Below are 16112 nucleotides of genomic sequence, written 5' to 3' on the forward strand. Positions count from 1 at the left end.
GAAGGAGCCGTCCTTCGGTCATGGGGATGAATTCAGGACAGCCCCCTCGATTACCTCACCCGGGAACCTCGGACGCTGTCGGCGCATGCGTCTCGCCGAATGGATCCGTGGAGGCGAATGAGAATTTAACGGCGTCGGCAATCGTATACTGGGACGTGGACGTTATTTTTACATACTGATCCGTCCCTGTCTCGAACGGGTATGCGCCGATCCATACCCATTGATTGCCGTTCGTCTGCTGATTCACGGTTTTCGTCGTATCGATCCCGCCGTCATAGGCAATTTCCAGATGGGCGGATGCCGTACGGTCCGCGCTTGCATTCCATAGCATATAGACATTGTACTCGCCCGGAACCGTCACGGTCGGCGTCCACGTCGCCTGCTTGCCCGACACTTTGTTGTTGTGGACATAGTCTTCTCCAAAGCGGGATGCCGAGTAGGTGCTCGTCACCCAGCCCGCGCTGGCGGCAAATCCGGCGTCCCGATTGTCGACGATAAGGTCAATCGGATCCTCCGGCTCATTCGGATCCGTGGCGCTCAGGTGAACGGCTTCCAGACCGGCATTGGTCGTTTTCATGACGCTTATCATATCGGCATAGGGCTGATCCTGCTGGTTGAGCAGTCCGATGTTGTAATTCTCGCCATCCCTCCGTCCGCTTACGGCTTGATCATAGTAAGAGAACCACCCGGAGCCCACGAACAGCGGATTACGCAATTGACCTTCCACAAAAGCTTTGTAGCTAAGTCCCCTGTCCGCGATCGTCGGAACGCTCGTTGCCACATTTACCGCAGACAGACCGTGCAGAGGCGCGCTGAACGTATATTCCAGGTTGAGCAATGGTTTGCCGAAGCCCTGATATCTTGCGATCCAATTGGGGTCGTTCGTATAGTTGTCGACGGAGAACGCGTCGACGAATTCCATCGCTGCCGCATCCCAATCGAGGCTGGTGCGCCAAGTCGGAACGATCGCCGAGCCGAGAAACAAATGGTTCGTGTCGTACCGGGCGATGATGGTCTTGATCGTCGTGTAAAATTGGTTGGCCGCCAGCTTGATATAGGCCGATACGTCCGCGGCCGGGACCTTGGACAGCGAGATCGGAACCGCTTTCAAAGCTTCGAACGATGACGCGTTCGTTCCTAATAGCTGATTAACCTCCGCGAGATTCTGGTTATGCCGCTCGGCGAACATCTCGACGAACCTTGCCTTCGCGGGCGAATCCGCGCCGAAACCCAGTACCTTGCCGACGATATCGGCATTCCAGCCGGCCTCGTTGTCATACGTGTACCCGATGAGCCAAGGATCGTTCGCCGCCGCTTGGAGCTGCTGCTGGTTCGCAGCCTCGATGATCGATTCGGCCTGCGGATCGAACACATCGTACGCCCAGTCGATTTTTCTCAGCGTGGGCGGGTCTTGCAGCACCCAAATATAAGGAAACGTAATCGTATTCGGCATCGTCCACTTGCTGAACGCGTTGAACCCCCAATCGATCAATCGCTTTTTCGTGATATCCTCCCACTTGGTCTCATAATCGCTGCCGTATTTTCGCATCACGTTGGCCGTCACGAAGCTGACCCGTTCGCCGTTGGCGTCATTGAAGTAGGCATCCGCATAGAGAGTCGGGTCGGGGAGCTCCTCGAACACCCTTCGGGGCGTCCCGTCCGCTTTTTTCAGCGGCGTTCCGTATCCCCATTCCCAGATGCTGGTGGCATCGACGCCTTTCAAAATAAACGGGTACCCGTCGGGCGTTATAAACCACCAGATGCCGTCGATTTGCTGAAGCCTGAAGTAACCGCTTGCGGTTTGCATCTCCATCTCTTTAAATCCCCCGTACGGATCGTAGATATCCGAATCCAGCTCGACGTCCGCGAGCGCGGCGGCTTCTGCCGCATACTCCTGCTGCAGCTGCGCGTCCGACGTCACCTTGCCCGGCCAGTCCTCATAGATCCACTGCCCATACCGGTCCGCCATTAAGGCGTCCTTTTTCATCTCGGCCTGCAGATGCGGAATGGTGAGCGCAGGTCCGGGACTTTGCCCTTCCTCGCCGACGCCGCGATAAATCTGCACCTCGCTCAGCGGAATGTGCTGGTAGGCATGAGACCGCTTCATGTCGATGACGATAAACCGGGCGGCCGCGTCATGAAGCGGAAAGTTTACGGCGTAATTGAGCGCGGTTCCGGTTTTGACGTGTTTTCCCGCAAGATAATAATAGTCCGCATTCGCCTCCGACCGGTATTTAACGTTGATTTCCTTGAATCCCCAGTAAGCATTGGGTGAATTCATGACGACGTTGATCCGGTCCAGCGGATAATCCTTGAGCAGATCGATGACGACCTGAACCGTGCCGGGCAAGCTTCCGTTACCCATCCATCCTGCATAGGTCGTCGTCGATCCGTCGAGCAGCTTGCCCGTCGACGCCGGGATGATGCCCGTTGCGTTGTAGTCCGGGGAATTCCCCGCGTTCGGCGCAAGGCTGTAATAATAGTTGCCGGTCCGGAGCACGGTTCCGGGAGATTCGCCGTGTGTGCCCGCGGCAGGGAGAAAACCGGCTGTCAATACGAAGGCCAGGAGGAGCGGCCAAAAACGAAACGGATGACGGGTTTCCATGATGTATTCGCCTCCCCATAGTGTCTTGCTTATCGCAAGGATAAAAAAAGAAAGCACGGTAGACGGGATTCGTCTGCAGTGCTTTCTGCGAAATAATCTGCGGGTTCATCAGACCTGGTACAGCGCCTTGAGCGGCACCATGGATTCCTGCGGAACGTAATACTTGAACTTGTCGTCGCTGATCTCGCCGAGCAGCTGACGCCGGATCGGGTCCGCGCCTTCGAGCAGCTTCCCGGACGCTTGATGATAATCGATCGGCCGCATCCAGATCGGACTGTAGCCCATGAACAGCTGACGGCGGGTAAACGAAGACGTATTCGGAGCGCCTGCGTGCCATACGTTCTGCGCGAACAAGAACGCATCTCCGGGTTTGCCGCACAGCTGCACCTCATCCTCGAGCGCGATTTTGACGTCTTTATGATTGGGGTTAAAGGGCTTTCTATGACTTCCCGGGATCAGCTTCGTATTGCCGCGGTTCGGCTCCGACATATCGCTCAGCACGTAGCAGACCTTAATATAGTACGTCGCGGTCAGTCCGTTCGTTTTCGGGAACTTCGGATGCGGACCGTCCTGATGCCAATCGATAAAGCTGCTCGTCGCCGTCTTCTTCAGCTCGGGATTCGGCTTTCTCACCGTCAGATGCGAGATGTGGAGTTGGATATTGTAGCCTAGCAGGTTAACGACCAGCGGCAGAATCGTCGGCTCGTCGATCAGAGATAGAAACGCCGGATGACGTTCCACGCTGTTATAAATATTGTAAGACAGACTCTCCTCTTCCTCCGCCAAGACGGCGTCCACCGCTTCGTTCAGCCGCCGTACCCGATCCTCGTTTAAGATGCCGGGCAGCAGCAGATAGCCTTGTTCCTCGAACTGGCTTTTCAACGCCGGTATATCCAACTGTATGCGTTCGCTCTCTTGATTCACGTCCGCGCACCTCCAGCTTTAATCACTTGCTTCCGTAGCCGAGCGCGGCGAGCTGCTCTTGAGCCGCATCCATGAACAGCTTATACTGCATCGTCGTCTCCAGCGTCTTCAGGAATTTGTCGTACTCGCCGAGATCCCGCTGCCCGTACGCAAACTTCGCCAGCTCCTCTTTGATATACCGGTCGGCGTCGGAGGCGACGTAACCCTCGGGCATATCCACGAAGCCATTCAACGTTTGAATTCTCGGCTGATTGTTGGCGAATTTGATAAATTCAGCCTGCGGCACGAATTTGGTCTGCAGGTAACTCATTTCGGGACGGCCGGTAAACTGATACAGCCACGAATAGCCGACTTCGCTCGCCTTATCCGTCATCACGACTTTGTCGCCGTCCTTCGTATAGTGCGTTCCTTCGACGCCGAACTGCACGAGCAGCGATCCGCCTTTCGGATCGGACACGTAATTCAGCAGATCGAACACGCGCTGCAGCTTTTCCGGGTCCTTCTCGAGCGCCTTCGGGATCGCGTACCGTCCCGGCGTATTGCCGATTTCCCAGGATCCGTCGAATTTTCCGGCAGGACCTGCCGGCGGCTCGATCGGAATCCATTCCGCGTTCGGATTAACCGCCTTGATCTGCTCGATCATGTTCTCCTTCGTCATGTTCGGCCAGTCGATCCAGACAATGCCGGCCTGGCCTTTGAACGCCTTCTCCTGGTGCTGCAGCGCCGTGTTGGCGAGCAGCTCCGGATCGACGGAGCCCGTCGCGATCATATCCTTGATGAAGGCGAGCGCGGCCTTCATGTCCGGATCGTACAGCGCGTTCACGATCTTGCCGTCTTTTTCGTAGACCGAGCCCGGGCTGCCGACGCCGAAGGCGCCGAATACCGGCGCGAACGCCCCGTTCAGCTCGGCTCCCGTTAGGCCGAACGTATCCTTCTTGCCGTTCTTGTCCGGATCGTCGTTCGTAAAGGCGGCTGCGACGGCCTTCAAGTCCTCAATGGTTTTCGGCACCTCCAGATTCAGACTGGCGAGCCAATCCTTGCGGATGAAGTACGTGTTGTAAGGAATTTGCGAGCTTTTGGATATTGCGTAAATTTTCCCGTCGACCGCCCCCTTCTTGACGTTTTCCTCTCCGATAAAATCCTTGACCTGCCCAAGCCGGTCCATATAGGGCGTTAGATCCAGAAGGAGTCCCTGCTTGGAAAATTCGAGCAGCTGCTGCCGGTCGAGCGCGAACAAATCCGGAAAGTTGCCGGATGCCATCCGGACGTTCAGCTGATTTTTGTAGTCGTCGCCGGATCCGTATACGGTCAGGTTAAAATCGACGTTCAGCGCTTGGTCCAATTCCTTCTTGATAATGTCCTGATCCGGCGTTGGCAGATTATTGCCGACTTCAATGACCTCCAGCTTGATCTTTTTTCCGGAAGCGCCGCTTGCCGAGGGAGATGCGGAATCGGTGCTTGCCGAGGGCGATGCAGCCGGCGATGCAGACGGCGAGCTTGAAGGCGACGACGAGGCTTCGCTGTCGCCTCCGTTGCCGCACCCTGAGACGACGGCGGCTAGCAGCGCGAATGACGTCAAGATTGCGGAAGTCCGTTTCATTGAATTCGAGGACATGGCGAACCCCTTTCATACGCTATATTGGAGCGGCCGCCTTCCGTCTGGCCAGTAACCGGACGGCGGCCGCTTTACCCTTTGATCGAGCCGAGCAGCATACCCTTCGTAAAGTACTTTTGGATAAACGGATAAACGATAAGCACGGGCAGGCTGGCGATCATAACGGAGGCCATCTGCATGGTCTGCGTGGGCGTGATATTGTCGGCATTCTCGAGCGGCTGCTGGCTCTGCATCAGAATCTCCCGCACGATCACCTGCAGCGGGAACAGCGTCCGGTCGGTCACGTAGAATATAGCCTGGAAAAATTCGTTCCAGTGGCCGACGAGGTAGAACAAACCGATGGTCATGATCACGGGAATCGACAGCGGCGCTACGATCTGGAACAGGATGCGGAATTCTTTGGCCCCGTCCAAGCGGGCGGATTCGAACAGCTCCTCGGGCAATCCTTCGAAAAAGCTTTTCATGATCAGGACGTTGAAGCTCCAGATGGCGTTCGGCAGAATCATCGCCCAGACCGAGTCGATCAATCCGACGGACTTGACGATCAGGTAGGTCGGAATGAGTCCGCCGCTGAAGATAAGCGTAAAGACGATCATTAGCAACACGAGCCGGCGTCCGGGCAGATTTTTGCGGCTGAGCGGATACGCCATCAGGCCCGTTAATATCAGATTGATCGCGGTGCCGACGACGGTGATCAGCACGGTAATCTTGAACGCCTGCGGCAGATTCGACTGCGTCAGCAGCGTCTTGTACGCCGAGAACGTCACGTCTCTGGGGATGAGGATGAATCCGCCGTTGCGGAGCACCTCTCCGAAGGGCGTGATCGATACGGAGACGACGTACAGAATCGGAAATATGGCGAGCAGGGCGCAAAATACGAGAATGGCATAAACGGCGACGTTGAAGATTTTGTCATCCAGGCCCTTTACCATATCCCTTCCCCCCATCTCTTCGCCACGTTGTTCGCAAGCAGGACAAGCGCCATGCCGATCAGCGACTTGAACAATCCGACGGCGGAGGCGAGGCTGAAGTTCAGCTGCTGAAGACCCGTGCGGTACACCCAGGTGTCCAAGATATCCGCGACCGGGTAAACCTGGATGTTGTAGAGAATATAAATCTGATCAAAGCCGGCATCGAGCAGATGGCCCAGCTTTAATATAAAGAGCAGGATGATCACGCTCCGGATACCCGGGATCGTAATGTGCCAGATCATGCGGAGCCTGCCCGCGCCATCGACTTTTGCCGCTTCGTACAGCGTCGGATCGATGCCCGCCATGGCCGCCAGATAGATAATCGCGCCCCATCCGAGATTCTGCCAAACCTCCGAGCCGACGAGCACGCTTCGAAACGTATGGGTCGACGTGAGGAACGGATAGGAGCTTCCGCCGGCCTCGACGATCCAGCGGTTGACGATGCCGCCGTTTTGCGAGAACAGCGCGATCAGGATACCGAAGATGATCACCCAGGACAGAAAATGCGGCATATAAGTCAGCGTCTGCACGATGGCGCGGAGCCAGCGGATCCGGCACTCGTTCAGCAGCAGCGCGAGCAGGATCGGCGGGATGGTGCCCCAGACGAGCTTGTATAGGCTGATCAACAGCGTATTCCTCAGCAATTCCCCGAAGTAGGGCGACTGGTAGAACGTCTCGAAATGCTTGTACCAGGGATTCGCCCAGGGGCTGCGCAGGATGCCGTCCATCAACGAGAAATCCTTGAACGCGATGATCATGCCGTACATCGGAAAGTACCGGAAGACGAGGTAAAATAATACGCCGGGCAGCAGCATGACATAAAAAGGCCAATATTTTCGCAGGGCAGTTAGCGCCATACTTTCCTCCTCTCAGATCGCTCGGCTTCGGATGTAAGCGTTGTCTGAGATTAGTGTATGACTCACTCGGTCCTCCCTGTTATGCGCAATTCCAGTAAAAGTGTTCGATTTTCCAACCCTCATCCTCATTTAACTATGGAGGGACATCGGAAGCTCGACGCGCACGACGGTGCCGACGCCTTTCCGTCCGGCGATGCGCAGGCCATAAGGCTCGCCGAAATGGATGCGAATGCGTTCATGGACGTTCGCGAGGCCGATGCCGGTGAAGGAATGCCGGGAAGGCTCGGCTGTCTGCTTGCGGTAGACGTTCCGGATATCGCCGGGGCTCATGCCTGCGCCATCGTCGCGGATGTACAGGCGCAGCCTCCCGTCATGCACGTTTCCCGTGACGACGACGCTGCCTCCTCCCTTCGGCGCAAGGCCATGGAACAACGCGTTTTCGACGAGGGGCTGCAGGGTCAGCTTCAATATTCGCTGCTGCAGCAGCTGCGGCTCGACTTCGATCCGGCAGCTGTATTTAGAGCCGTAACGAACTTGCTGGATGTGCATGTACATGCGAAGGCCTTCGATCTCCTCCTCCAGCGTGACGAACTCGCCCTGCTTGTCGAAGCTGAACGTCAGCAGGCCGACCAGCGAACGGATCGTCTGCCGGACATCGTCGATCTTCCGCTGCTTGGCCATGCTGCTGATGCAAGCCAGCGTATTGTACAAAAAATGAGGCGCGATTTGACTGCGCAGCATCTTGAGCTCGTACTCCTTCTTTTGTTCCTCCGCGTGCCTCGTCTCGTGAAGCAGATGCTGGATACGCGCCAGCATCGCGTTGAAGCTTCTCGCAAGCCTACCGATCTCGTCGCTGCGATTCTCCGGCAGCTTGGAGACGACCTGGAAGTCATGCAGACGGTCCATCTTGTTCACGAGTCCGCGGATCGGCCTCGTCAGCGTACGCGACAGCATATAGGCGCTGAATAGCAGTATAACGACCCAGAGCATGGTCGCATTGCGGTAATTGCCGTAGAGCGGCTGCAAATCCTTGTAGAAGCTGTCCTCCGGGATAAAAGCGATGAGCGACCAGCCCAGCCGGTTTTTCGCCGATTTTACGGCGATCAGTCTCTCTTCTTTTACGGTCATATTGTCCGCTCCGATCTTCAGGTCGGGCAGCTTCGCCGTAAACTCGGGAAGCAGCTCGGGCGGATAAGTCCACGGCATGACGGGGAGCAGCCGTTCTCCCGCTTCCATCCGGTTGATGACATTCCCGCTTGCGGTGACCAGCGTGAAGGATTGGTAGATCAGCGGAGAGATGCGGGATACGAGGAGATCGAGGCCCAGTTCGGCGATGATGACGCCCTGGACTTCATTGTTCCGGTCTTTGACCGGCATCATATAAGCGAGCGTCCGGCCCGACAGCGGCGAAATGTACGGTTCGCTCACCTGGATCGACCCGTAGTTGTCAAGCGCCTGGTCGTACAGCTCCCTCAGATGGGGATTTCCGATTATGTCGTAGTTCACCTGCGTATTAGACAAGACTTTGCCGTCGCTCCGCACGAAGTACAGCGTCCGGACGACGGAGCTGTTATAGTCGGCGAAGCTCTGCAGCGTGCGGACCGCCTCGGTCTCGCTGCCGGCCGCAAGCAGGTCCTGTCTCGTCGAGAGCAGCAGGAGAATGTTTTCGACGTTGTCCAGCGTGGCGTCGATGTATTGATTCGTCCTTGCCACGAGCAGCTCCGCATCCTTCGTGACCTGATCCTTGAGCAGCGTCTCCGCTTCGCTCAGGTTGCTCCATGCCAGGAGAAGAAAGAGAAGCAGCGTGACCAGGAATAAATAAAAAAACTGCTTCGTGGCGATCCCCATATGGTTAAACCGGCCGATGAGCTTCATGTGCGGTTCTCCTTCTCGTTTCCGCTTCGTTCGGCTTGATAACCCAGCCGCTTCACGTCAGTAGGCGCCGCTCCCGCCCAGTTGCGGAACGTTGAAGTGAAGTAGCGATAGTTCGGAATCCCTACCGCCTCCGCGACTTCATAGACCTTCATGTTGGACTCCCGCAGCAGCTTCAGCGCTTTCTCCATCCGCAGCCGGAGCACGAGCTGATGCACCGACTCCCCGGTCTCTTCCTTGAACAGCCTGCCGAAGTACTCGGGCCGCAGGCCGATTCGCTGTGCGACGATCGGCAGCGACAGCGGTTCCTGCAAATGCGACTGAATCCATGCCCGCGCTTCGACGATCTCGCGGCGCGGTCCTGCTTCGGGGACGGCGCGTACGATGCCGCTCCACCGTGCCTGAAGCTCGCGCCAGTCCGAAGCGCCGGCGAGTTCGACAAGCGGATCGGGACTGCCCGGACGCGAACGCGACAGCCAATCGGATGTCCAGCCGGCGAGCCATCGTTTGAGGGCGGCGGGGCGAAAACGGCGTTCCGCGCACCACGGCGCGACGACGCCGTGCATCGTCCGCAAGAGACGATCGGCATCCATCCCGGCTTGGCCGAGCAAGCCGGACAGATGGCGGCGATGCTCGGTCGCAAGCTCAGAGAGCGGCCGAGGCGAGCCGATCGTAATGCCGGACGGCAGCGACGGAGCCGCATCGTAAAAATCGGCTTCCTTCCACCAAGACGCGCTCTCCAGAAGCGCCAAGACATCCGCCCGGCTTTGGGCCAAGCCTCCCACCGTCGCGGATAGCGCAAGGGCTTGCTTCCCGACAAGCGGCGTCTCTTTGCTCTCGGTCTCGGCCAGCAGCTCTCCTAATAGTCGTTCCAAGCGGGGGCTCGCATCGGCCGGCTCCTCGTCGGCTTCCGATAACCATACGGCGTATTCGCCGCCTCTCATCGGCCACCAAGCCTTGCAGGTCGGCGTACGCCGTTCGAACTCGAGCAGCCCCTCCTGAACGGCGTCCTGCGCGATCCGGCCTTCGTCCTCCGGCGCCGTCATTCGCAGGAGGACGAACCGCAAGGGGAACTCATCTTCCGCAACCCCCAGCGACGCCCAGTCGTCGGCGGATAGCGCAGCCTGCGCCGACAGCCGCTCGCTGCCGCTCGCGATTCGTTGCTCCTTTAGCAGCGTTTCCAATCGTTGTGACGCCTTGAGCTTTCGGGACAGCCTCTCTTTGTCGAGATGCCCCCGTTCGCGCAGCAGCTTCTCCCTGGCTTTGCGCAGCGCCCGCTTCAGCTCTTCTTCGTCCAGCGATACCTTCAGGATATAATCCGACGCCCCGAGCGCGATCGCTTCCCTCGCATATCCGAAATCGCTGTGGCAGGTCAGCAGGATAATTTGCGCGACCGGATGGTTTTTGCGCAGCTCGCGGATGAAGGTCAAGCCGTCCATGATCGGCATCGTAATATCGGTTACGACTATGTCCGGCGAATGTTTATCGCACAGGGCCAGCGCCTCCTCGCCGTTCTCCGCCTCGCCGATGAGAATCGCGTCGCAGGCTTCCCACGGGAACGCGCGCAGTTCCTCCCGGATCGGATATTCGTCGTCGACGATCAACACGCCAATCGGCTTACTCATCCTAACGCCCCCTTTTTACCATTGTCCGGTTTCAACGATAAAAAGTATGTCGAGTCGCCTACCCGCTCTAATGTTTTTATTTTATGTTCATGCTCCGCCGTAAACCCGAATTTCTACGACCTCCGCCGACTCGCTTCCGTTCGTTGCTTCGATAACCAGCCGGAGCGCCTCTACCTGCACCTGCTTTGCGAACGTATGCGTTCGGGTCCGCTTGCGGTTGTCCGCTACGCGCGCGAGTATGAACCATTCGCCGCCCCGCTTGGCTTCGAGCCGGTAATCCTTGACGAGCTCCGGGACGACCTCGAATGGCGTCCGATGGTGATGCAGATTGACGAGGTCTTCGTTCACATCGTCGTTAAAAACCACCTGGACTGAGGCGACCGCAACCGGCGTATCCCAGACGAGCTCCGCCCATTCCTCGCGGCCGGCAGCCATGGGCTCCGACACCCACGTATGCGGTCCGCCATAGGGTCGGCGATAGCCGTCCGTCAGCTTCACCGCTGCATACGCATCTGTCGCGGACGCTACGCGGAAGCATAGCGGCTGCCGCGCCTTTCCGTCCATGCTCCATTGAGACACCGGTTGCGGAGGCTGACGGTCGCCGAGCTTCGGATCGACGATCGGCGTGCCGCCTTTGTAGAAGGCGAGAACGCCGGAGCAAGGTTTATCCGCCTGATAGACGGTGACGGCGTCGTTGGCCTTGAGGATGAGGAATGCATTTTGCGCGGTCTCGGGCCGCCAGGCGATATCGAAGTTTATCCATTGCCGCTCGCCCGCCTCAGCTTTCACGGAAGCCGTGGCTACCCGAGCCTGCGGTACATAATTTTCCGGCCTGCCGGTCGACCACAGTTCGACGGTGAGCTCGGCATCGCGGGCCACATCCGCAAGCCACCCTACGCCTGCGAGCTCGGGTTCGACGGGGAACAGGACGGCGACATCGCGCGCAAGAGGGACCGGAATGGCCGGCGATTCGACGGAGATGACCGTACGGGTGCTGGATGCCGCAATCGCCGCCCGCCTCGCCAAGTCCCTATCGTCCTCGTTGGCGATGCCTAGTATCGAGGCATCCTGTCGCAGCATCGTCTGCTGCAGCTCCTCGAGATGGCTGCGGTGCAGCTCCCGCGGCGTTACGCCCTTGGCGGCGCATAGCGAGGCGCCCGTCCCCGCGGCTTCCCCCATGATGGCGCAGGTCGCCATCACGCGGGTGGTCCCGAAGGCAACATGGGTGGCGCTGATATTGCGCCCGGCCATCAGCATGTTCTTGACATTGGCCGAATACAGCGAGCGGAACGGAATGGAATACAAGCCATCGGCGAAATAGTGCTTCGAGCCCTTCTCGGACGAATACATCCCTTGAGGCGGATGAAGATCGATGGACCAGCCGCCGAATCCTACCTGATCGGCAAAGGTCGTCTGTCCGAGGATGTCGTTCTGATTGAGCATATAGTCGCCGATGAACCGGCGGTACTCCCGCTTGCCGGGCAATGAGCCGACCCATTCCAGGGTTAGCCGCTCTGCGTCGAACTTGCCGGAGTTCTTGATGTAATCCCATATGCCGTAGATCGCCGCCTGCAGTTCATCGCGAATGTTTTCATTCCTGTCCACGATATCCATCTCGCCGCCCCATTCGATCCACCAATAGCGGCAGCCGTTGTCGCCGGTGGAGATGACCCGCTTAAGCGGAATGGTCGTTTGGGCGATATCGCGGGCAAAGCTAGGCGGCACGTATTTCACAGGATGTCCGGCATCCTTGGTGTAGAACAGCAGCGTGCTGCCGAGCGTGATATCATCCGCCTCCTCCGGCGCCCACGCTTCCTGATACTCGCTAGCCGCTTCGCGGCCGATCCGGTAACGCGCTCCTGCCAGATACCCCACGAGCCCATCCCCCGTGCAGTCGATAAACGCCTTGCTCTCGAAGCGGATACGCCGCTCCGATCCCATCATCCATCCCGTGACCGAACGGATAACCCGCTCCTCCGCGGGTCCGTCGGCTTCCACCTCGTGTACGTCGGTATTCAGGAACAGCTGGATATTCGGCTCCGCCCGCACCGCCTCGAGCACAACCAAATCCCAGTAATACGGATTTCCATCGGGGTTGCGGAACTGGTTCTCCAAGAACATCTCGCCCATGATACCCGTCTCCCGGGCATAGCGATTGGTGCCATGGGCCGTTGCGCCGCATACCCATACCCGCACTTCGCTGCTCGAGTTGCCGCCCAGCATAGGACGGTTCTGGACCAGCGCCACCGTACTGCCCAGCCGCGCTGCCGCTATCGCCGCATTGACGCCTGCCAGCCCGCCGCCGATGACGGTGATGTCCGTATTCACTTGCTCCTGTCTCATATCCGAACCTCCAATAAGGTAATCCTCGATTTCATCGGCTTCATTATAAGCCGCTCCTCTTTATCACGAACATGCAGTCATTCAACCTATACATATCCTTAATTTCATACGACAATGAAAAGAAGAGCGATTTATCCGCTGCCTATCGAGGGGGAAGGGCATGAGAACACTTTTCAAAGAGGATCTTCGTCCATGGCTGGTAAGTCACCGGTATTGGCACGAGAAGAAGGCGTTTTTGCTGCGAGAGGATACGTATCCGCATTGGACCGTTTTTGCGGTAGAGGACGGGCTGTTCTCGTTCGAGATCAACGGCGCGAAGGGTACGGCAGGCAGGGGCGATCTGGTGCTGTGTCCGCCGAGCGTCCCGTTCATACGCGAGGCCATCGCTCCGGTGTCCTTTCATTTCATTCTGTTCGATTGGTCCGACGATACGGGAGACGTGTTGTCCGGGGAATTGCCGATGCTTGAAACCCTGCTGTCCATCAAGGATTCCGGCCGTCTGTCTTCCACCTATCTGCGGTTGCGTAAATGGAATGGTGCCGAACATGCACTCGCTGTACGCAGCAAGAGGCATTTGCTCGCCGATCTGTGGCTGATGTACTTGGAGGAGGCTGATGGCGGGGTTAAGCTGCCAGCCGAATCTGATGAACGGAGCAGCATGATGTTGCAAGCGAAACGCATCATTCGCGAGAATGCCTTTGCGGCAAGCAGCTTTAACTTGAAAATGTTAGCTGCCCGTTTCGGTCTCTCGCAGGTCCAATTCACGCGCTCTTTCCGCCGAGCGACAGGCCACTTGCCCCGCGAATATCTCATCTCCGTGCGGCTGCACAAAGTGCAATCGCTGCTTCTGGAAAGCGAACTGACGCTGGGGCAGATCGCTGAGGCATGCGGCTACGAGAACGAATTCTATCTGAGCCGCATTTTCACGAAACGGCTCGGCGTCAGCCCGTCGCGATTCCGTAGATTGAATAGGCTGTAGGCAAGGATGAGCAAAACCCATTCAGCGTGTCACGCACCGGATTCCATAAACAAAAAAGCCGCGATTATGGCGGCTTTTTTGTTTATGGAATCTTATTTAAATTAAAGTATGGGATCAGGGTCAGCCCTATATAACGGCAAGCGGCTTCTAATCATCTGGAAATTTCGGCAAGTCGATACGCAATTCCTTGTGGGGATCGTCCGTCGAATAGAAGTAAATGTAGATATCCGCCTCCGTACCCGCGAAGTCTTTATACATATCGATCATCCGGTTGTTGCCGTCTCCATTAAAGTTGGCCGTCACCGGTCGGCCGGGCCGACTTCGCTTGCCATCCTTCATATAAGTTTGATTGACGCCGCCGAAGCGCGGATCGTCGCTGCCGCTTTCAATGTAGAGATTGCCGTTTTCCTTGTAGTACGTCCAGTTGACCGCGTATCCGCCCAATTGAGTAGTGATCGTCTTCTTCTCGCTGCTGATCCCTGCCAGATGAATCGGATTCTTGTCGAGCCGCTCGGTCACTTCGTACTTCATATAAAGCGCAATAGGGGTCTGCTCAGATAGTACGAGACCGGGCTGCCGCTCAAACCGGAGCGTAAAGCCGTAGTTGTCGCCCTGTTTTTGGTCAGGAAAACCTCCTTTAAGTTGCGTCCCGTTCACATTCAAATTAAATTGCTTGAAGCTCAGCGACTTGTATTTCTCGTGCGTACCCGTAATGCGAATCTGGGTAGGCGTTATCGTCATCTCCTTGAGCACGATCGGCCCGGCCGCCGTTTCCACGATTTGATCGATCGGGCGTGTTGATGTGCCGTCTAGCATCCGTTCCTTGTCGAGCTGCAGGTTTAAGCTCCAGCTTCCGTCGATTCCGGCCGATTTTCTCGTGTAGTTCAGCTTATACTTAACGGCCGCGGTTTTCAGGTCGGCTGTGTTAAAATACTGCAACCCGGTATATTCTCCCTGGTCTCCCGGTTTGCCGAATGCGCCGGTTACCGGTTCCTTGACTTGCGCCGCTCCATCGTATACGCCGATGCTGGGATAAGACCAGCTCTGCGCCTCCTTGTCGCTGAAAAACACAGAAGTGGACAGTAGCGTCTTGTCCCCTTGCGTAAAAGGCAACACGACAAGTCGGTCGATTCCATCCTGCCCGATCTCGATCGTCTGCTTCCGGTTATACTCCGCATCGATGGAAATATCGCGCTGCGCAGCGGAGAAGATAAGCAGGTTCTCGGCCGAAAGCTTCACGTCCGCTCGCAGGCTGTCCGGCGTCCAGTCTGTAGAGAATTCTCCTTGCCACCTCTTTTCTTCCGGATTCCATCTGAAGAACGGATCACCCTCGATCACGTTGCCTTTGCTGTCTGACAGCTTCATGTCGGAAAATCGCGGGTAACTGAGCGGATCGGCGTGATGCAGGTTCAGACTGAACAGCAGCACCGTCCGGTTATCGTCGACAACGGCGGTGTCGAGGGTGAGCTTAGCGTCGCCGAAGGAGATCGTTTTTCCGATATGCTGTCCGAGCCCCTGCTCCAAGGCCGAGCGGACGCCCGAACGGTATGTAATATAATCCCATTTGTTCGACAGTGCAGCAAAAGCCGGAGTTGCCGCTAGCAGCACCGCCGCAGTCGCTAGCACCACCGTCCGGGATGCTCGTCTCCGGGGAGAAGGGGGCACCGGAAGCACTGAAGTCATCTCGGAAGTATTGGAACGTGATTGCTCGATACGCTCCCACATCGCGTCAAAATCCGGTTCCTTCAGTGGTGCATCATCGCTTAGATACCGAGTAAAGATTCGTTCTATCCGATCGGTTTGTCTCATATTCGCCGCTCCTCTCTTTCGCTACGTCGCCGTTTTGCAATTCTTTTCTCATCAGCTTCAAGCATTTGTTCAATCGTGATTTGACCGTTCCTACGGGAACGCCAAGAATGTCCGCAATTTCAGTCAAGGTGAATTCGTTTATATAACGAAGCGCCGCCGCCGCGCGCAGCTTGCTCGGCAACCGCTGCAAAAGCCGCAGCACGTCCTGTGTCGACTCCTGCTCCACCGCAACCGTCTCAGCCGCCTTGTCCACCATGCTCACGCTAAGAAGCTGCAGTCTGTTCTCTCGGCGTGTCCGCCGCTCGCTTTGCTTGATATAATTCAGACAGCAGTTCACGGTCACCCGAATGATCCACGTCCGCAGAAAATCCACCCGACGCCAATCATGCCGGAAGACGGAGACAAACACGTCTTGGCATGCATCCTCCGCATCCGCCGCATGGTTAAGCATAAAATAGCAGGTCCGATACACCTCTTTCCGGTACATTTCAAAAAGCTCTCGTTCATGCATT

General features: G+C 57.1%; 11 protein-coding genes. 1 reads left to right on the top strand and 10 read right to left on the bottom strand.

The window, feature by feature from the left end:
* Positions 1-55 precede the first annotated feature (55 nt).
* From PQG80_RS23515 to PQG80_RS23550, 8 genes are all read right to left on the bottom strand, one after another.
* On the bottom strand, positions 56-2605 hold the full coding sequence (locus PQG80_RS23515) for a golvesin C-terminal-like domain-containing protein (protein WP_271754098.1): 2550 nt from the start codon (positions 2603-2605) through the stop codon (positions 56-58).
* A gap of 108 nt (positions 2606-2713) precedes the next feature.
* Positions 2714-3529: a phytanoyl-CoA dioxygenase family protein gene (locus PQG80_RS23520; protein WP_271754099.1), complete on the bottom strand. Its 816-nt coding sequence runs from the start codon at positions 3527-3529 to the stop codon at positions 2714-2716.
* A 22-nt stretch (positions 3530-3551) separates the two neighbouring features.
* A complete protein-coding gene (locus PQG80_RS23525; RefSeq protein WP_334219844.1) occupies positions 3552-5108 on the bottom strand; it encodes an extracellular solute-binding protein in 1557 nt (518 codons plus the stop codon).
* Positions 5109-5215: 107 nt separating this feature from the next.
* A complete protein-coding gene (locus PQG80_RS23530; protein WP_271754100.1) occupies positions 5216-6076 on the bottom strand; it encodes a carbohydrate ABC transporter permease in 861 nt (286 codons plus the stop codon).
* Entirely contained in the window at positions 6070-6972 is a 903-nt protein-coding gene (locus PQG80_RS23535; RefSeq protein WP_271754101.1) for an ABC transporter permease, read from the bottom strand. Before PQG80_RS23535 ends, PQG80_RS23530 begins: the two co-directional genes overlap by 7 nt.
* Positions 6973-7101: 129 nt before the next feature.
* Positions 7102-8847, bottom strand: coding sequence for a sensor histidine kinase (locus tag PQG80_RS23540; protein ID WP_271754102.1), 1746 nt, complete (start codon positions 8845-8847; stop codon positions 7102-7104).
* Entirely contained in the window at positions 8844-10469 is a 1626-nt protein-coding gene (locus tag PQG80_RS23545) for a response regulator (protein ID WP_271754103.1), read from the bottom strand. The genes PQG80_RS23540 and PQG80_RS23545 overlap by 4 nt, the downstream gene beginning before the upstream one ends.
* An 87-nt stretch (positions 10470-10556) precedes the next feature.
* Positions 10557-12812 carry an FAD-dependent oxidoreductase gene (locus tag PQG80_RS23550; RefSeq protein WP_271754104.1) on the bottom strand — a complete coding sequence of 752 codons (2256 nt, stop codon included), beginning with the start codon at positions 12810-12812 and terminating at the stop codon, positions 10557-10559.
* Positions 12813-12972: 160 nt separating this feature from the next.
* Here PQG80_RS23550 and PQG80_RS23555 point away from each other — a divergent pair, with 160 nt between their 5' ends.
* Positions 12973-13791 (top strand): helix-turn-helix domain-containing protein, encoded by an 819-nt coding sequence (locus tag PQG80_RS23555; protein ID WP_271754106.1) that lies wholly within the window; start codon positions 12973-12975, stop codon positions 13789-13791.
* Positions 13792-13938: 147 nt separating this feature from the next.
* On the opposite strand, the gene PQG80_RS23560 is transcribed toward PQG80_RS23555, so the two are convergent.
* Together PQG80_RS23560 and PQG80_RS23565 are read right to left on the bottom strand one after the other, a co-directional pair.
* Positions 13939-15600, bottom strand: coding sequence for a DUF4179 domain-containing protein (locus tag PQG80_RS23560; RefSeq protein WP_271754107.1), 1662 nt, complete (start codon positions 15598-15600; stop codon positions 13939-13941).
* On the bottom strand, positions 15548-16111 hold the full coding sequence (locus tag PQG80_RS23565) for an RNA polymerase sigma factor (protein WP_271754109.1): 564 nt from the start codon (positions 16109-16111) through the stop codon (positions 15548-15550). Before PQG80_RS23565 ends, PQG80_RS23560 begins: the two co-directional genes overlap by 53 nt.
* Position 16112 lies beyond the last annotated feature (1 nt).

The organism is Cohnella rhizoplanae (assembly GCF_948329515.1).
Classification (GTDB): Bacteria; Bacillota; Bacilli; order Paenibacillales; family Paenibacillaceae; genus Cohnella; species Cohnella rhizoplanae.